General features: G+C 59.5%; 21 protein-coding genes. 14 read left to right on the top strand and 7 right to left on the bottom strand.

All coding sequences use genetic code 11. From position 1 onward, the window contains the following. Positions 1 to 166: 166 nt before the first annotated feature. From rhtA to MMG91_RS14160, 4 genes are all read left to right on the top strand, one after another. A complete protein-coding gene (gene rhtA, locus MMG91_RS14175) occupies positions 167 to 1054 on the top strand; it encodes a threonine/homoserine exporter RhtA (RefSeq protein WP_310659943.1) in 888 nt (295 codons plus the stop codon). A gap of 168 nt (positions 1055 to 1222) precedes the next feature. Next, on the top strand, positions 1223 to 1504 hold the full coding sequence (locus tag MMG91_RS14170; RefSeq protein WP_038982303.1) for a hypothetical protein: 282 nt from the start codon (positions 1223 to 1225) through the stop codon (positions 1502 to 1504). 98 nt (positions 1505 to 1602) lie between these two features. Next, positions 1603 to 2343 carry an SDR family oxidoreductase gene (locus tag MMG91_RS14165; RefSeq protein WP_305502694.1) on the top strand — a complete coding sequence of 247 codons (741 nt, stop codon included), beginning with the start codon at positions 1603 to 1605 and terminating at the stop codon, positions 2341 to 2343. A gap of 37 nt (positions 2344 to 2380) precedes the next feature. Further along, on the top strand, positions 2381 to 2977 hold the full coding sequence (locus tag MMG91_RS14160; protein WP_310659942.1) for a 2-hydroxychromene-2-carboxylate isomerase: 597 nt from the start codon (positions 2381 to 2383) through the stop codon (positions 2975 to 2977). Positions 2978 to 3035: 58 nt separating this feature from the next. Here MMG91_RS14160 and MMG91_RS14155 read toward each other — a convergent pair whose 3' ends face one another. The 5 genes from MMG91_RS14155 to MMG91_RS14135 form a co-directional block, all read right to left on the bottom strand. Then, on the bottom strand, positions 3036 to 4844 hold the full coding sequence (locus tag MMG91_RS14155) for an aminopeptidase P family protein (protein ID WP_310659941.1): 1809 nt from the start codon (positions 4842 to 4844) through the stop codon (positions 3036 to 3038). A gap of 59 nt (positions 4845 to 4903) precedes the next feature. Beyond that, positions 4904 to 6070 (bottom strand): aminotransferase class V-fold PLP-dependent enzyme, encoded by a 1167-nt coding sequence (locus MMG91_RS14150; protein WP_310659940.1) that lies wholly within the window; start codon positions 6068 to 6070, stop codon positions 4904 to 4906. Positions 6071 to 6274: 204 nt separating this feature from the next. Further along, positions 6275 to 6889, bottom strand: coding sequence for a LysE family translocator (locus MMG91_RS14145; RefSeq protein ID WP_310659939.1), 615 nt, complete (start codon positions 6887 to 6889; stop codon positions 6275 to 6277). 100 nt (positions 6890 to 6989) lie between these two features. After that, a complete protein-coding gene (locus MMG91_RS14140) occupies positions 6990 to 7259 on the bottom strand; it encodes a hypothetical protein (protein WP_305446320.1) in 270 nt (89 codons plus the stop codon). A 140-nt stretch (positions 7260 to 7399) separates the two neighbouring features. Continuing rightward, entirely contained in the window at positions 7400 to 7765 is a 366-nt protein-coding gene (locus MMG91_RS14135) for an antibiotic biosynthesis monooxygenase (RefSeq protein ID WP_305446321.1), read from the bottom strand. A 94-nt stretch (positions 7766 to 7859) separates the two neighbouring features. On the opposite strand from MMG91_RS14135, the gene soxR reads away from it, so the two are divergent. The 10 genes from soxR to MMG91_RS14085 all read left to right on the top strand — a co-directional run bounded on the left by soxR (position 7860) and on the right by MMG91_RS14085 (position 15654). Then, on the top strand, positions 7860 to 8315 hold the full coding sequence (gene soxR / locus MMG91_RS14130) for a redox-sensitive transcriptional activator SoxR (RefSeq protein ID WP_310659938.1): 456 nt from the start codon (positions 7860 to 7862) through the stop codon (positions 8313 to 8315). Positions 8316 to 8698: 383 nt separating this feature from the next. Next, complete coding sequence (locus MMG91_RS14125) at positions 8699 to 9157, top strand: VOC family protein (RefSeq protein ID WP_310659937.1); 459 nt, start codon at positions 8699 to 8701, stop codon at positions 9155 to 9157. Positions 9158 to 9441: 284 nt separating this feature from the next. Then, positions 9442 to 10647 carry a PepSY domain-containing protein gene (locus MMG91_RS14120; RefSeq protein WP_310659936.1) on the top strand — a complete coding sequence of 402 codons (1206 nt, stop codon included), beginning with the start codon at positions 9442 to 9444 and terminating at the stop codon, positions 10645 to 10647. Beyond that, on the top strand, positions 10644 to 11186 hold the full coding sequence (locus MMG91_RS14115) for a thiamine pyrophosphate-binding protein (protein ID WP_310659935.1): 543 nt from the start codon (positions 10644 to 10646) through the stop codon (positions 11184 to 11186). The genes MMG91_RS14120 and MMG91_RS14115 overlap by 4 nt, the downstream gene beginning before the upstream one ends. After that, positions 11183 to 11503 carry a hypothetical protein gene (locus MMG91_RS14110; protein ID WP_305446326.1) on the top strand — a complete coding sequence of 107 codons (321 nt, stop codon included), beginning with the start codon at positions 11183 to 11185 and terminating at the stop codon, positions 11501 to 11503. Before MMG91_RS14115 ends, MMG91_RS14110 begins: the two co-directional genes overlap by 4 nt. A gap of 8 nt (positions 11504 to 11511) precedes the next feature. Then, the gene (locus MMG91_RS14105) at positions 11512 to 12087 is read left to right on the top strand and encodes a DUF6162 family protein (protein ID WP_310659947.1); all 576 of its coding nucleotides are present in this window, start codon (positions 11512 to 11514) and stop codon (positions 12085 to 12087) included. Positions 12088 to 12122: 35 nt separating this feature from the next. Further along, entirely contained in the window at positions 12123 to 13052 is a 930-nt protein-coding gene (locus tag MMG91_RS14100) for a metal ABC transporter substrate-binding protein (protein WP_305502715.1), read from the top strand. Continuing rightward, a complete protein-coding gene (locus tag MMG91_RS14095; RefSeq protein WP_305502717.1) occupies positions 13049 to 13786 on the top strand; it encodes a metal ABC transporter ATP-binding protein in 738 nt (245 codons plus the stop codon). The genes MMG91_RS14100 and MMG91_RS14095 overlap by 4 nt, the downstream gene beginning before the upstream one ends. Then, entirely contained in the window at positions 13786 to 14685 is a 900-nt protein-coding gene (locus MMG91_RS14090; RefSeq protein ID WP_007906536.1) for a metal ABC transporter permease, read from the top strand. Before MMG91_RS14095 ends, MMG91_RS14090 begins: the two co-directional genes overlap by 1 nt. After that, positions 14686 to 15654, top strand: a complete 969-nt coding sequence (locus MMG91_RS14085) for a metal ABC transporter solute-binding protein, Zn/Mn family (RefSeq protein WP_310659934.1) — start codon at positions 14686 to 14688, stop codon at positions 15652 to 15654. 176 nt (positions 15655 to 15830) lie between these two features. Here the strand turns inward: MMG91_RS14085 and MMG91_RS14080 are convergent, their stop codons facing one another. Both MMG91_RS14080 and MMG91_RS14075 read right to left on the bottom strand, forming a co-directional pair. After that, the gene (locus MMG91_RS14080) at positions 15831 to 16058 is read right to left on the bottom strand and encodes an MbtH family protein (protein ID WP_008006457.1); all 228 of its coding nucleotides are present in this window, start codon (positions 16056 to 16058) and stop codon (positions 15831 to 15833) included. A gap of 81 nt (positions 16059 to 16139) precedes the next feature. Next, positions 16140 to 17552, bottom strand: coding sequence for an aspartate aminotransferase family protein (locus MMG91_RS14075; protein WP_310659933.1), 1413 nt, complete (start codon positions 17550 to 17552; stop codon positions 16140 to 16142). Positions 17553 to 17669: the final 117 nt, after the last annotated feature.

Genomic DNA, 17669 nt, shown 5'->3' with positions numbered 1-17669 from the left:
GGCGAATTATAGGCTTTCAGAATCTGCCGTCAACCCCTGATGTGGTTTTTCTATCAGGATGTTCAAAAACCCTGCTTATATATAGACGCGCCCGCAACGAATGCGCAGTATATTGCCCAACATATAAAACAATACTCTCGCTTGCTACTTCGGACGATGCCACGCAATGAATGACCACCCCCGCAGTCTTGCCTCGACCCTGTTCTCGGTTGGCCTGCTTTTGATAGCCATGGCATCGATCCAGTCCGGAGCCTCACTGGCCAAAAGCATGTTCCCGGTTATCGGTGCTCAAGGAACGACCACCCTGCGACTGATCTTTGCCAGCGTGATCATGCTGCTGCTATTGCGCCCATGGCGAGCAAAGCTCACCGCGAAATCCCTGCGCACCGTTATCGTCTACGGGATGGCATTGGGCGGCATGAACTTCCTCTTCTATATGTCCTTGCGCACAGTCCCCCTGGGTATCGCCGTAGCCCTGGAGTTCACCGGCCCATTGGCAGTCGCTATCTATGCCTCACGCCGAGCGATCGACTTTTTATGGATCGCTCTGGCAGCCTTGGGTTTACTGCTATTGATTCCGACAGGCTCCACGACCACAGCCATCGACCTGGTCGGTGCAGGTTATGCGCTGGGTGCTGGTGTCTGCTGGGCGTTGTACATTCTGTTCGGCCAAAAGGCTGGTGCTGATCATGGGGTACAGACAGCAGCATTGGGCGTGATGATTGCCGCCCTGTTCGTAGCGCCCATCGGCATTGTCCACGCTGGCGCCGCGTTACTGACACCCTCCTTGATTCCCGTGGCCATTGGGGTCGCCATTCTGTCCACCGCTCTGCCCTATACCTTGGAGATGGTCGCCCTCACACGGATTCCAACCCGGACCTTCGGTACGTTAATGAGCATCGAACCTGCGATCGGCGCGCTGTCCGGCCTGTTGTTCCTCCAGGAATACCTTTCACTGTCACAGTGGATGGCTATCCTGTGCATCATTCTGGCTTCCGTCGGCGCGACCATGACCATGGGGAGTACCGCCAAGCCTGTGATCGCAGCGGATTGAAACGAGATTGACGAAGGTCTGGTATTTACCGCTCAATTAGGCCATGTTTAGGCTATGTAACTCAGTGTCAGACATGGATTTTTTCAGATAGGGATATCAGAACGCTTCAAGCAAAAGCGAATGCAGGCAGACCCAGGCACAGATCCGGGGCCGCTATTAAGGATAGTAATGAAACGAATTTTGATACTGATCGCCGTACTTGCAATTGCGGGCTGCGCGGCGACCTCGAAACCCCAGACGAAACATGGCAAGAGAGGGCTGCATATCAACTGTTCGGGGCTCTCGTCCTCGTGGGACAAGTGCTACACCAGCGCCGCCAATTCGTGTGCGCCCAAGGGATACAAGGTCATCGCCAAGTCCGGGGATGCTGTGGAAGAACCCGGTGACTATCCGTTCGGCCTCAACCCTGCCGGCTATACCAGCCGCAGCATGATCGTCATCTGCAAATAACTCTTCCTTCCTGTCAGGCTTGCGCAGCCCGACAGGCGCTTCGCCCGGATGCTGCTAACGTTTGTCAGTCAATGACCGTTCAGCAAAGGGCGATATCCATGACCACCGCTATCAATAACAAAAAAATCGTATTGGTTGTCGGCGCAGGCGATGCCACCGGCGGCGCCATCGCCAAACGTTTTGCCCGTGAAGGTTATGTCGCCTGCGTCACACGTCGCAGCGCAGACAAACTCCAGCCATTGGTAGAGTCCATCACAGCCAGTGGTGGCGAGTCTCACGGTTTTGCCTGCGATGCGCGCAATGAAGAAGACGTGATAGCGCTCATCGAGCAGATCGAAACAGGGCTCGGCCCCATTGAAGCGTTCGTCTTCAATATCGGCGCCAATGTGCCGTGCAGTATTCTCGAAGAAACCGCCCGCAAGTATTTCAAGATTTGGGAAATGGCCTGTTTCTCAGGGTTTCTCAACGCCCGTGAAGTGGCCAAGCGCATGGTCATCCGCCGCCGGGGCACGATCCTGTTCACCGGCGCCACTGCTGGCTTGCGCGGCGCCGCGGGTTTCGCCGCCTTTGCCGGTGCCAAGCACGGGATTCGCGCCCTGGCGCAAAGCATGGCCCGCGAACTGGGACCGATGAACATTCATGTCGCCCACGTCGTCGTTGATGGAGCCATCGACACCGACTTTATCCGCGACAATTTTCCAGAAAAATACGCAACCAAGGATCAGGACGGCATCCTCAATCCCGAGCACATCGCCGACAACTTTTGGTACCTGCACAGCCAGCCACGGGACGCCTGGACCTTCGAGCTGGATCTGCGCCCCTGGAACGAACGCTGGTAAGCCCTCCCCTTCCAACAATAAGAAGAGCACATCGACCATGAGCAAAACCGTGGAGTTCTTTTTCGACCTCGGCAGCCCCGCCACTTACCTGGCCTATACCCAATTGCCGAAGATCTGCGAACAGACCGATAGTCATCTGATCTACAGACCGATGCTGCTGGGCGGTGTCTTCAAAGTTACCGGCAATGTTTCTCCCATTACCGTACCGGCCAAGGGTCGCTACATGTTTCAGGACCTGGACCGCTATGCCAAACGCTATGGCGTACCGCTGAAGTTCAATCCGAACTTCCCGATCAATACATTGATGCTGATGCGTGCTGTCACGGGGATGCAACTGCGTCATCCCGAACGTTTTCAGGCGTTTATTGATTGCCTGTTTCATGCCCTATGGGTTGAAGGACGCAGCCTCGATGATCCAGCGACCATCGCCGCCGTGTTGGCGCAAAAGGGTTTCGATCCGAATGAGGTGCTGGCACTGACCGCCGATGAGGCCGTCAAAACCGCTCTCAAGGAAAACACCGAGGAAGCGGTGCGACGTGGCGTATTCGGTGCGCCGAGCATGTTTGTCGAGGGTCAGTTGTTCTTCGGCCAGGATCGGCTGGACTTCGTCCTTGAAGCCCTGCGTGCGCAATAGTCCGCGCCTGCCTATGACCTGAGCCAGACGCTGAAAACAGCGCCTGGACTCAAACCGCTCAAATAGCCGCGGTTCGGGTGTTCAACCATTCTAGGGCCGCCCCGTCGAGCAACGGGCTCAAGCGTTCACGCACCTCGGCATGATAGCCGTTGAACCATTGCTTTTCGTCTTCGGTCAGCAGCGACGGTTCCAGGCAACGGGTGTCGATCGGGCACAGGGTCAGGGTTTCGAATTTCAGGAACTCACCGAATTCGCTCTTGCCTGCTTCACGATTCAACACCAGATTCTCGATCCGCACACCCCAGCGACCCGGACGATAAGTGCCCGGCTCGATGGACGTGATCATGCCTGGCTGCATCGCGGTTTGCGGTGCCGCCGCGGCCTGATAGGCGATGACTTGCGGGCCTTCGTGAACATTGAGGAAGTAGCCAACGCCGTGACCGGTGCCGTGACCGTAGTCGACGCTTTCGGCCCAGATCGGTGCGCGGGCAATAGCGTCCAGCAACGGCGACAGAATGCCTCGTGGGAACTGTGCACGAGAGAGTGCAATCACGCCTTTGAGCACTCGGGTGCAATCGCGCTTCTGTTCGTCAGTTGGCGTACCCACCGGCACCATTCGGGTGATGTCGGTTGTACCGCCCAGGTATTGGCCGCCGGAGTCAATCAGCAACAGGCCGTCACCTTCGATCACCGCGTGTTCTTCTTCGGTGGCGTGGTAGTGCGGCATCGCACCGTTGGCGTTAAACGCGGCAATGGTGTTGAAGCTCAGCGACACATAATCCGGGCGTCGGGTACGCGCCGCGGTCAGGTGTTCGTCGATGGTCAGTTCGGTGATGCGTTCACGCCCCAAGGCCGCTTCCAGCCAGGCGAAGAATTCGCACAGCGCCGCGCCATCCTGCTCCATGGCCCGCCGAATGTGCTCGGCATCGGCCAGGCTTTTCTGCGACTTGGCCAGGGTGGTCGGGTTCAGGCCTTCGAGCAATTTCACGCCGCTGCTCAGGTTATCCAGCAGACCCGCCGTCACCCGCGCCGGATCGACTTGCAGGCTCTCGCCGCTCGGCACCGCGCGCAAAGCGGCGGATACTTCGCTGTAATCGCGTAGGGTCACGCCGTCCTGTTCGAGAATGGCGCGCAGCTCGGCGTTCACTTTGCTCAGGGCGACGAACAAGGTGGCCTGCTGTTGGCTGATCAAGGCGAAGGACACGAACACCGGGTTGAACGACACATCGCCGCCGCGCAGGTTGAACAGCCAGGCGATGTCATCAAGGGTGGCGATGAAGTGCCAGTCGGCACCGCGCTCTTTCAGCACCTCACGCAGTTTGGCGAGTTTTTCGCCACGGCTGACCGTCGCCTGAGGCGGCAAGTGTTGATAGATTGGCTCGTTTGGCAGACTCGGACGGTCACTCCAGACGTCATTCAGCAGATCGATGTCGGTGCGCAGACGTGCGCCACGTTCTTCGAGTTTGCCGCTCAGGGTACGCGCCGACGCCACGGCAATCACCGCCCCATCGACTGCGACGACCCCGCCTTCAGGGGTTTGTTCGGCCAGCCAATCGAGCGGGCCGGGTTGACCCGGTTGCAGCTTGACCAGCTCGATGCCGCTGCCCTTGAGTTCCTTGCTCGCTTGTTCCCAATAGCGGCTGTCGGCCCAGACGCCGGCAAAATCCGGCGTGACGATCAGCGTGCCCACCGAACCATGAAAACCCGACAGCCACTGCCGTCCCTGCCAATAGCCCGGCAGGTATTCCGACAGGTGCGGGTCGGCCGACGGCACCAGCAGAGCATGAATGCCCTCCCGGCTCATCAGTTCACGGATTTGCGACAGGCGCTGGGGCACCGATCCATTGATCGAAGGCTGCGTACTCATCGTGTCTCCTGCTAACCACTTTCATCATTATTGTTGAGTGCCGATCGACGTCAGCGCTTTTAAGGTCCTGTCGCCCAGAATGCCGGAGCACTGGCGCAAGCTGCTTTAATCAGGTGTACCGCTTGATCGATATCCTGTTCGGTGGTGAAACGCCCCAGGCTCAAGCGAATGGTGCGACTGGCCGAGCGAGCGTCATGTCCCAGGGCCAGCAGCACATGGGACGGCGCATTGCTGCCGGAATTACAGGCCGAGGTCGCGGAAAACGCGATCGATGTGCTCAAAGCCGCGGAACTGAACTCGCCTTCATTGAAAGTCAGGCTCAGGGTATGGGGAATGCGCTGGGTCGGACTGCCATTGAGACGCACGCCGGGAATGCTCAGCAAAGGTTCGAGCAAGCGTTCACGCAGACGCGCGATGGTGGCTTTTTCTTCATCGAACGAGGTGGCCGCCAACGCGAACGCTGCTCCCATTGCGGCAATCTGGTGCGTCGCCAGCGTGCCGGAACGCAACCCGCCCTCGTGACCGCCGCCGTGGATCTGCGCCTGCAGACGTTGCTGCGCACGCGGGCCGACATACAGCGCGCCGATGCCTTTGGGACCGTAGACCTTGTGCGCCGAGAACGACATCAAATCCACCGGCCACCGGGCCAGATCGATCGCCACTTTACCCGCGCCCTGAGCCGCATCAACGTGGAACAACGCATCGCGATTACGCACCACCTGGCCAATGGCCGGGATGTCGTTGAGGGTGCCCAGTTCGTTATTGACTAGCATCAATGACACCAGAAAGGTGTCCTCACGCATCGCTTCGCTGACCGCTTGCGGGGTAATCAGGCCTTCGGCATCGGGCACCAGATACGTCACCGCAACGCCTGCGTCCTGCAACTGTTTTGCAGTGTCGAGAATCGCTTTGTGTTCGATCTGGCTGGTGATGATGTGTCCGCCGGACACGCCGCGGGCCTGGGCCACGCCCTTGAGGGCAAGGTTGTTGGATTCGGTGGCGCCGGAGGTCCAGACAATCTGCTCCGCCTGAGCCCCCACCAACTCGGCGACCTGGTACCGTGCTTGGTCAACCGATTGCCGGGCCTGTTGGCCGAAGACGTGGGAACTGGACGCTGGATTGCCGAAATTACCGGTGAAACCCAGACACTCGACCATGACCTTGATGACCCGCTCATCCATCGGCGTGGTGGCGGCGTAGTCGAAATACAACGGACGTTTATTCATAAAAGACTCGCAGAGCGTGTTCCGGGATCAGGAAGCTCGTCACTGGAAGTTTCAAAGCGCGCCTCATGAGCGACACCGAATTTTCAGAACGACAGCAATACCTGATCGGAGGCCATTAAAGAAGAACAACTTCATTTAAAAGTGCGTAGGAACGCTCCTGAAGTCGAGCTTAACAGGCATCGGGCCACCGGATGAAGCAATGCGTCAGCTAAAACTTTCGAGCAATAACGGATACAGCGAAGCCACTAACAATAAGGCCATTCCCCAGTTGAACAGCCGCAACCAGCGGCGATCGCACAGCACATTGCGCAATAGCGTGCCGCAACCGGCCCACACCCCGACACTTGGCAGGTTGATCAAGGCGAAGACCGCAGCAATCACAATCACATTGGTGAAATAGCCCTGCATCGGCGTGTAGGTGCTGATGGCTCCGATGGCCATGATCCAGGCCTTGGGGTTGACCCATTGAAACGCTGCCGCGCCCAAATAACTGATCGGCTTGCCCTCGCCCTGTTCACCCTCGGCTACCGGACCGGAATGAGCAATCTTCCATGCCAGGTACAGCAAATACGCCGCGCCGGCATAGCGCAACACGGTGTACAGCATTGGATAGGTTTGAAACACCGTGCCCAGGCCGAAACCGACGGCGACCACCAGAACGAAGAAGCCGCAGGTGATGCCCAGCATGTGGGGAATGGTGCGGTGAAAACCGAAATTCACGCCCGATGCCAGCAACATGGTGTTGTTCGGGCCGGGGGTGATTGAGGTGACAAGAGCAAACAGGGCAAAACCCAGCAGCAGGTCGAGCGAAAGTGTCATGGAGACAGTCCATCAGGGTCAGTCAGATATAGACCCTATCGCACGCCTTGAAGGAAACCCATGGACAGTTGCGTGAAAGTTCGGGCAATACAGTCGTCGCTCAGCTTGGACGACCATGCAGCTGTACTGCGCGTTCGGCGTTCATCTCGCCTTGTTTGTCGAAGCTGAACGATTTTGGCGGTTGGCCGAGCAATTCGGCTTTCTTTGCGTGGTACTCATCGAAGGACAAGCCACGACGATTCAGGGCCTCCAGCGCCAGTTCCCGGGTTTCTTCAGCAGTGTAGGGCCGCAGTTCCGGTGAAACATGGGTGGCACATCCGGCTAGAACGGAGATGGCGAGCGATAAGATAGTGGCGAATAGTGATTTCATTTCGGGTGTCCGGTGATCTGGGTTCGGGGCAATGAACACAGGCTACCGGTGCCGCTCGAAGGGTAGAAATCAACGCTCTCGATAGTCGCTATCGACTTTGGTAAACGCCTGCAGGGCGAACGTTTGATGCAATTGTCGATTTAGCCAATCAGCGTGCAGTGCAATGCGTTGTCGTGACTAAGCGCCAAGCTATGCAGCACCTGAAATGAGCCGAAAGTGACGGTTTTCGCCCGATGGGCGCGAATCAGCTGCCAGAAATCCTGCTCGCCGCTTTCGAAGCTCTGAAAGGCAGCTTCTCCGGCTTCGCGGGATTGCCATTGCAGGTAGTTGAGCACCCGCCGGCCATCGTCGCTGGCCTGGATGTTGGCACTCAAGAAACCTGGGTAGCTCTGGGCCAGACGTTCGGTGTGCGCCGACAGTGCCGACACCAGCGCGGCCTGCTGACGGGGCTCGATCTCGAATTCGATCAGTTGGGTGAAGCTGCGATTCTTCTCTGGCGCGTGCATGAATAGTCCCCACTCACTGTAAGCCGGATCTTGCGATCCGAAGGCCTGCAGGGTAAAACCTCGAGCTAACTAGAGGTCAAGGGGCATTTTTTAAATGATCACCTCGCAAAACCTGCATAAAGAACTGACCGTCGGCCAAGTGGCCGCCCGCAGTGGTGTGGCGGTCACGGCGCTGCATTTCTATGAATCCAAAGGCCTGATCAAAAGCAATCGCAATCAAGGCAATCAGCGGCGTTATCCGCGGGAAGTGTTGCGCCGGGTGGCGCTGATCAAAGTGGCCCAGCGCTTGGGGATTCCGTTGGCGGAGATCGGCGAGGCGTTGAAATCCCTGCCGGATAACCGTGCACCGACAGCAGCAGACTGGAAGGTGTTGTCGGCCCAGTGGAGCCGGGATCTGGATGAGCGGATCAATCAACTGACCCTGCTACGGGACAGGCTTAATGGGTGCATCGGATGCGGATGTTTGTCGATGGAGGCGTGTCCGCTGCGTAACTTTGGTGATGTGTTGGGTGAGCAAGGACCGGGGGCGCAGCTGCTGTCNTCTGGATGAGCGGATCAATCAACTGACCCTGCTACGGGACAGGCTTAATGGGTGCATCGGATGCGGATGTTTGTCGATGGAGGCGTGTCCGCTGCGTAACTTTGGTGATGTGTTGGGTGAGCAAGGACCGGGGGCGCAGCTGCTGTCATGATCGTTCCCACGCGCAGCAAAGGAATGCAGCCCGGGACGCTCCGCGTCCCAACAGCGGACGCAGAGCGTCCATTGAGGCATTCCCACGCAGAGCGTGGGAGCGATCGGTGTGGTCGATTGATGCTGAACAGTGGCACTGCTGCTCGTCGGGCACTCGGTTGCGGGAAAAGGGCTGACCTATAGTTATTCGACCGGAAATCGGCGAAGGAACACCTTAACCCCACAACAAAAGGAGAACCGTCATGAGCGTAAAACCTATTCCAGAGGGTTACCACAGCATCACCCCTTATCTGGGCATTCAGAAAGCTGCCGAAGCCATCGACTTCTATAAAAAAGCCTTTAACGCCACCGAAGTCATGCGCCTGTCCATGCCCGATGGCGGCATCGGGCACGCTGAGCTGCGTATCGGCGACTGCCCGATCATGCTTGGCACACCCTGCGACCAGGGTCCATTGAGAAACCCGGACAAGTCGCCGTCCGTGGGTCTGCATCTGTATGTGAACGATGTAGACAAGTCCTTTAAACAGGCCATCGATGCCGGTGCCACGGTGGTGTCCGAGGTCAAGGACCAATTTTATGGAGACCGCTCGGGGACTTTGAAGGACCCCTATGGGCATCTGTGGTTTTTGGCCACGCGTAAAGAGGATCTGACTCAGGAACAGATCGAACAGCGGGCGAAGGAGATGTTTAAGCAGGGTTGAGATCTTCGGTGCGTGATCGGGCCTCATCGCGGGCAAGCCCGCGATGAGGCCATCATATTCAACCTCTATTTTGACTGTCAGATCGCTATCGTGAGCAAGCCCGCCCTGGGCAGCAGCAATACGAAACATTTACTTTCATATCCCCTTTCGGGATTTCCGATGCTCATACGTCTTATTTAGATGCAGTCGGTCGCGTAGGCAAAAGCCACGGCCGGACTTTTCATGGACCGCAACGCTGGGAAGCCCGCAGCAGTGGTCCTCTCATCGAAACAAGACCTTTAATCATGTCGAAGAAATCCCGCTCAAAACTCTGGTTTCTGGTCCATAGCTGGCTGGCGCTGCCCATCTGGTTCTTTGTATTGATCGTCTGTGTGACTGGCACGCTGGCGGTGGTCAGTCAGGAAGTCGTCTGGCTGGCCAACCCGCAAATGCGTGCCAGCCCGCCTTCGGACGATGCGCCGCGGCTCAATTATGACGAGATCATTGCCGCCATCAAAAAGGCCGAACCCCAGACACTGGTCCAGGGCATCAGTCGCCCCGACGAGTCGCATTTCGCCCTGGACGTGGACGTCAGTTACCCGGACGGACGCTCGGTGACAGTCTATGTGAACCCCTACAGCGGGGTGATTCAGGGCACCGCGCCACAATTCAACTTCAAGGCGTTCACCCGCGCACTGCATGGCTGGTGGCTGGTGCCGTTCACCAACGGCTATAGCTGGGGCTGGTATCTGGTGTCGTTTCTCGCGTTGCCGATGCTGGCGTCGCTGGTGACCGGGCTGGTGGTCTACAAACGGTTCTGGAAAGGCTTCTTCCGACCGACCCTGCGCATTCGCCATGGCGCGCGGATTTTCTGGGGCGATTTTCACCGGCTCAGCGGCATCTGGTCGATCTGGTTCATCGCGGTGATCTCAATCACCGGTGTCTGGTTCCTGATCAAGGCGATTCTGTTCGACAACCAGATTTCGATTACCACAGAACCGGTGGTGTCGGTCGTCTCGCGCGAAAGCGTGCCGCTGACCAGCACCGGAAAGCCGGCCCCGATGATCAATCTGGACCAGGCCATCAAGGTCGCTCAAGAGCAGATCCCCGGACTCGATGCCAGTTTCGTCACCTTGCCGAGTAACGCTTACAGCCACCTGTCAGTGGGCGGTCGCAGCTGGTATCCGCTGATGTTCCAGACGGCCGAGGTCAACCCGTACAACGGCGATATCGCCAGCACGCGGTTGCTGACCGATCGCACCGGCCTGGAATTCGTGACCGAGTCGATGCGTCCGTTGCACACCGGTGACTTTGGCGGGATCTGGATCAAGCTGATCTGGTTCTTCTTCGGTTTGCTGCTGAGCATGATGGTGCTCAGCGGGTTGCTGATCTGGACCAAACGCACCGCCCTGGCCACCGCCAATGCGTTCAAGCGCAGCAACAAGGCGCCGCGCCCGGTGTCGAGACCGCAAGCGGTCATGAACCAACAGGCTCCGGAGGGCAACCTGTGAACAAGACGATCACTGCACCGCAGCCTTCCCGGGTGAGCCTGCTCTGGCGCAAATGGCGCTTCCACATCAACATTTTCTTGCTGCTGATCCCTTTGGGCTTCATGCCCAAATACTTTGCCGACGCCTCGCTGTTTCGTGGCGACAGCGGACTGGGAGAACGGGAGATCGGCGAAATCCAGGTCGGCCCCTGGAGCCTGCAACTGGCCGAACTGCGTAACGAAGCGCCACGATTGACCGGCCCGGCGGGCTACATGAAAGGCTTCAACGCAGCGCTGTGCGAACGCTGTCGCGATCAGGTCAAGGCGACTTATCTGCGCATCGGCAAACCCCGCAGCCTGCGCGCGGCCGGGGCGATTTTCTTCGGTACGCCTTACCGCATGGGCGCGATGCTGCTAGTGCCCGAGAAGACCAAAGCCGATGCCGAGCTGTGGATCACCATGGAAGGCTGGGACGGTGCCATGCATCAAGCGTCCATCCCCCTGAGCCAGGCATCCCCGGCCACTCTCGCATGGCTGAACAAACAAGGAGGCAAACCATGATCAACGCTTTTCGCCCCGCTCTATTGATGTTCTGCGCCGCCTTCAGCACCGCCGCACTGGCCCATAACCCGATGTGCGAATGCAAGGCCATCGACGCTGAACAGATTCAATGCACCGGCGGTTTTTCCGACGGCAGCGGCGCACCAGGAGTGACCCTGGACGTGATCGGCTACGACGAAACCATTCTGGTGCCGGGCAAGCTCGGCGCCGATTCGACCCTGACGTTCAAGAAGCCCGGTGCTGAGTTCTATGTGCTGTTCGACGCCGGTCCCGGCCATGTCGTCGAAATCGACCAAGCCGACATCGAGGCGCCCTGAACATGAGCATGACCTCGCCCACCACCCAAGTTGTTCGCCCGGCCGGTGCCGGCCATGAAACCCTCTTTGTGTTGCTGTTGTGCCTGATGATCCTGGCCATTGCCGGCTCGGTAGTCGCCTGGCGTGGCGAGGCTCAGGAAGTGAGCAGCGTGGGCAGCCATCAGCTGGATGCCCGTCGTGATCTGAGCGCATCCGAGCAAGGTATTTACGCCGACCTGCGGGTCACGCTGGATGAAATCCATCTGTTGCGTCAGGAACAGCAGGCGCTGCCCACACCCGCCACCCTCGCCGATGAAGGCTTTGCGCCGTTTGCCCGGGACGCCAGTTCTGTCAGTCGTGGCGGTCATGCCTGGCAGTTGCTGGGCGCCAAGGCGTACTTCGGCCAGAGCCAGACTCCAACCGTCGCCGGTTCGTTTTTGATGCGTTTGACCGCTGAAGACGACACGGCGCCAGACATCTGGCTCAACCGCGGTAACGCCCTCGCCGCACCGAACGATCTCACCGACGCTGCGCTCAACGGCGCCGGCTGGCAGCAGATCGTCGCGCAATTCGATGCCGGCGTCACCCGCCAGCATCGGCATTGAACCCTCGCCTTCACCCGAGAGAAGACCGCTTTCCCATGCCTAGTTCATCTCAACGTCCTTCCTTTTTTCGCCTGCTGCTGGTCGGCCTGCTTACCTGTTTACTGACACCACTGACCAGTGCCGATGAAACCAAGCGCCTGCGCATCGGCATCACCCTGCACCCTTATTACAGTTACGTGGCCAACATCGTCGGTGACAAGGCCGAAGTGGTGCCGCTGATCCCGGCCGGTTTCAACCCTCATGCCTACGAACCTCGGGCCGAGGACATCAAACGCATCGGTGGACTGGACGTGGTCGTGCTCAACGGCGTGGGCCATGACGACTTCGCCGACCGCATGATCGCCGCCAGCGAAACCCCGAACATCAAGGTGATCGAAGCCAACGAAAACGTGCCCCTGCTGGCCGCCACCGGCGTCGCTGCCCGCGGTGCCGGCAAGGTGGTCAATCCGCATACGTTCCTGTCGATCAGTGCTTCCATTGCCCAGGTCAACAACATCGCCCGGGAACTGGGCAAGCTCGACCCGACCAACGCCAAAACCTACACCCAGAACGCCCGCGCCTACGGCAAACGCCTGCGGCAGATGCGCGCCGACGCCCTGGCAAAACTGACCCAGGCGCCGAACGCCGAGTTGCGCGTGGCCACCGTCCATGCCGCCTACGACTATTTGCTGCGCGAGTTCGGCCTGGAAGTGACCGCCGTGGTCGAGCCGGCCCACGGCATCGAACCAAGCCCTAGCCAGCTGAAAAAGACCATCGATCAGCTGCGGGAGCTGGACGTGAAAGTGATCTTCTCGGAGATGGACTTCCCGTCCACCTACGTCGAGACCATCCAGCGTGAATCCGGGGTGAAGCTGTACCCGCTGTCGCACATTTCCTATGGCGAATACACCGCCGACAAGTACGAAAAAGAAATGACCGGCAACCTCAATACCGTGGTCCGGGCGATTCAGGAGTCCGGCGCATGACTGCTCAAGAAACCCTGATCGCTTACGGCCCGACCCTCGACTTCGCCGCGGTGAGCCTCACACTGGGTCGCACGACGATCCTCGACAAGGTGACCTTTCAAGTCCAGCCCGGCAGCGTGCATGCACTGGTCGGTCCCAACGGCGGCGGCAAGAGTTCGCTGATCAAGACCCTGCTGGGACAAATGCCGCATCAGGGTCGCCTTAGCCTGCTATGGCCTGGTGATCCGGGGACCATCGGCTACGTGCCCCAGGCGCTGGAATTCGATCGCGGTTTACCGATGACTGTCGATGACTTCATGGCCGCCATGTGCCAGCGGCGCCCGGCGTTCCTCGGGTTGAGCAAACATTACGCGGTGGCCATCGGCGAAGCGCTGGAACGGGTCGGCATGCAGGACAAGCGCAAGCGGCGCATGGGCGCCCTCTCCGGCGGTGAGCGCCAGCGCGTTTTGTTGGCCCAAGGGCTGATTCCGGCGCCACAGTTGCTGGTGCTCGACGAACCGATGTCGGCTCTGGATGAGGCCGGCATTCAGGTGTTCGAACGGCTACTGAGCGACTGGCGCCAAAGCGGCATTACCGTGCTGTGGATCGAGCATGATCTGGAAGCGGTCGGGCGCCTGGCGGACCGGGTCACCGGCCTCAATCGCCGGGTGCTGTTCGATGCCACACCGAAACAGGCACTGACCCCGGAGCGATTACTGACCTTGTTCTCGACCCATCCCCGGAGTGCTGCCTGATGAGTTACGAAGCCTTTCGTTTGATGGTCCAGGGTTGGGCCTCGTCGGGTTACCTGCCGGAAGCGCTGGCCTATGGATTTGTGGTCAACGCGCTGCTCGCCGGGCTGTTGATCGGCCCGGTGTTGGGCGGCTTGGGTACGCTGGTGGTGGTCAAGCGCTTCGCGTTTTTCTCCGAAGCCGTGGGCCACGCGGCACTGACCGGCGTGGCCATCGGTATTCTGCTCGGCGAACCCTACACCGGGCCTTATGGCAGCCTGTTCGGTTACTGCCTGCTGTTCGGCATTCTGCTCAACTACCTGCGTAATCGCACGGGGCTGGCGCCGGATACTTTGATCGGTGTGTTTCTTTCCGTGTCGTTGGCCTTGGGCGCCAGCCTGTTGTTGATTCTGGCGGGCAAGATCAATGTGCACATTCTGGAAAACGTGCTGTTCGGTTCGGTGCTGACGGTCAACGGCAACGACCTGCTGGTATTGGCGATCGTTGGTTCACTGGTGATGGCGCTGGCCCTGCCGCTGTACAACCGCATCATGCTCGCCAGTTTCAACCCACAACTGGCGGCGGTGCGCGGTGTGGCGGTGAAAACCCTGGATTACCTGTTCGTGATCCTGGTGACCCTGATTACGGTGGCGGCAGTGAAAGTCATTGGCGCAATTCTGGTCGGTGCCCTGTTGGTGATTCCAGCAGCGGCCGCGCGCTTGCTCAGCCAGTCGCTGAAGGGTTTCTTCTGGTGTTCGGTGCTGATCGCCACGGTGAGCACGCTGTGCGGAATTCTCGCGCCGATTGTTTTTGACCTGCCCATACCGTCCGGTGCCGCGATCATTCTGGTGGCCGGTATCGCGTTCGCCCTGGCCGCGATTGCTCGCGGCATCGTTCCAAGTCTGAAAGGGAATCTCGGATAAATGTCTTTTTCTCTGCGTCAATTGACCCTGGCGGTGACCTTGTGTGGGCCAGCCTCGTTCAACGCATTCGCCACCGACGCCTTCGAACCGATGCGTCTGGTGGCCAATCACGGTGTCGGTAACACCGCGCTGTTCGCCTCGACTTCAACTCACAAAGTGCTGGTCCTGGCGGCTTTGCCTGTTACCTACGGTCTGGGTGCCCTGCTGTTGGAGGGCACCGATATCAGCCTTGAGCGCGCCGCGCCGGCCAAGCTGCCCGGCAGCCGACAGACCGCTTATTTCACCGGTCGTGGCGCTCCGGCGCTCAGTAAACTGGCAACCGATGCCGATGCGGTCATCGGCCTGCGCTCGCTATGGCCGGACGATCCGCTGTACCCGAACGCTCGCCGCAGCAATATCCGCATCATTGAAATCGACGCCGCCCGTCCGGTGGACGGCGCCCTGCCTGGCATCGCCGTGCAGCCTGGCAAGGTCGATGGTTTGAACAGTCAGCCTTGGTTGGCCAGCAACAACATGGGGCGGATGGCGGATGTGATGGCGGCAGACCTGGTGCGCCTGGCGCCAGCGGCCAAGCCTAAGATCGACGCCAACCTGGCAGCGCTCAAACAGCGCTTGCTCAAGCTCAGCGCCGACAGCGAGTCACGACTGGCCAGTGCCGACAACCTGAGTGTGATGAGCTTGAGCGATCATTTCGGTTACCTGATCGGCGGCCTCAACCTTGAGCTGATCGGCCTCGATGCACGGCCGGATGCCGAGTGGACGCCTAAGGCGCTCAAGCAATTGGGCGCAACGCTCAAGGACAATGACGTAGCGGTGGTGTTGCATCATCGCCAGCCGTCGGACGCGGTGAAAGCGGTGATTGCCGAGGCTGGCAGTCGGTTGGTGATGTTAAGTGTCGATGCGGTGGATCCGGTGGCCGAATTGGAAGGGAATGTGGATTTGGTGATTAAAGGGTTGAGCGGGGTGTAACGTCAGTTAGACCGCGTTATCGGTCTTCGCGGGCAAGCCCGCGATGACGGTCTGACAGGCGACATAAACCTCCAGGCCTGAAAAAGCCCGCTGACCGTCACCGGTTCAGCGGGCTTTTCGTTCCCAGGCGCCGCAAAGGAATGCAGCCAGAGACGCTCCGCGTCTCACTTGACAGCTCAGTGAGCCACGGCCGCCTGTTCTTCCATTTTCTGGCGCAGGCTCAGTGGACGCATGTCGGTCCAGACCTCTTCAATGTAGGCCAGGCATTCCTTTTTCATCCCGCTCTTGCCCACGGTGCGCCAGCCTTGTGGCACGGCTTTGTAGTCGGGCCAGATCGAGTATTGCTCTTCGTGGTTGACCACGACCTGAAAGAGGATGTCCTCGCGGTCGAATACTGACGTCATGTTGTCTCTCCATCGCTGTAAGGTGGGCTGCGCGCCGTGCGCAGCCGTTATGTAGAAGGAACGTTCAAGGCACCAAAAAATTTAGAGGCTGGTGGTGGCGGCGGCCATGGCCCTGCCGAAAATGTCGGCCACCCGATCGATTTCTGTGGCAGTGATCACCAGCGGCGGCAGGAAACGCACGACACCGCCGTGACGCCCGCCCAGCTCGAGGATCAACCCGCGCTTGAGGCATTCGCGCTGCACCAGCGGCGCCAGACGCCCGAATATCGGCGGATGGCCCTGAGCGTCCGGCATGCCGGTCGGGTCGACCAGTTCGACGCCCAGCATCAAGCCACGTCCGCGAATGTCGCCCAGCTGCGGGAAGTCCCGCTGCAGGATGTGCAGGTGTTCACTCAAGCGTTCGCCCATGGCGGCGGCGTGCTCGCAAACCTTGTGCTCTGTCAGGTAGCGCATCACCGCCGAGCCTGCGGCCATGGCCATCTGATTACCGCGGAAAGTCCCGGCATGGGCGCCCGGCAGCCAGGTGTCGAGCCAGTCGCGATAGACCACCACCGCCAGTGGCAGGCTGCCGCCGATGGCTTTGGACAGCACCACCACGTCCGGGATGATCCCGGCGTGCTCGAAGGCGAACATCTTGCCGGTGCGGGCAAAACCGCTCTGGATTTCATCGACGATCAGCGCTACGCCGGCCTTCTCGGTGATGCGTCGCAAGCCACGCAGCCAATCGAGATCAGCCGGAATCACCCCGCCCTCGCCCTGCACCGCTTCGACGATCACCGCAGCGGGCAACTGCACGCCGGCCTCTGGATCATTCAGCAGGTTTTCCAGGTAATTCAGGTTGACCTGCACCCCCTGCGCGCCGCCGAGCCCGAACGGGCAACGGTAATCGTAAGGGTATGGCATGAACTGCACGCCACTGCTGAGCAACGCACCCAACGGTTTTTTCGGCCCCAGACTGCCCATCAGGCTCAGCGCGCCCTGGCTCATGCCGTGGTAACCGCCCTGGAACGACAAAACCGTGCTGCGCCCGGTGGCGGTGCGCACCAGTTTCAGCGCGGCTTCCACCGCATCGGTGCCGGTGGGGCCACAGAACTGGATCTTCGCTTCAGCGGCCAATGCCGGCGGCAGCAGACCGAACAAGTCCTGAACAAACTGATCCTTGACCGGCGTGGTCAGGTCGAGGGTGTGCAGCGGCAGTTCATCGGTCAGCACTTGCTGGATCGCTTCGATCACCGCTGGATGGTTGTGCCCCAGGGCCAGCGTCCCCGCACCGGCCAGGCAATCGATGAAACTGCGCCCTTCGACGTCTTCGACATAAATGCCCTTGGCACGCTTGAGTGCCAAGGGGATGCGTCGCGGGTAGCTGCGAGCATTCGATTCCTGCTGGCTCTGACGGGCCAGCAGCGGCGATTCATTGAACTGATAAAGCGTCTCGGCAGGCGTCGGGACGATCCGGGCCGGCTGATCTTCGATAAGGCTGATAGCGACTGACATCTCTCGATCCCTCAATACGCTGTTGATAGTGACCAAAACTGCACACTGGACAGGTGCGCGTTCCGGTCACGGGGCGCACTTGCAGGTTTTCCTGTTCTGGAAACGCATCAGGACCTC

This window comes from Pseudomonas sp. JL3 (assembly GCF_031570575.1).
Taxonomy (GTDB): Bacteria; Pseudomonadota; Gammaproteobacteria; order Pseudomonadales; family Pseudomonadaceae; genus Aquipseudomonas; species Aquipseudomonas cucumis.
Note: the sequence above shows the minus strand (reverse complement) of the source record. Positions and strands in the feature narration are given on the sequence as shown.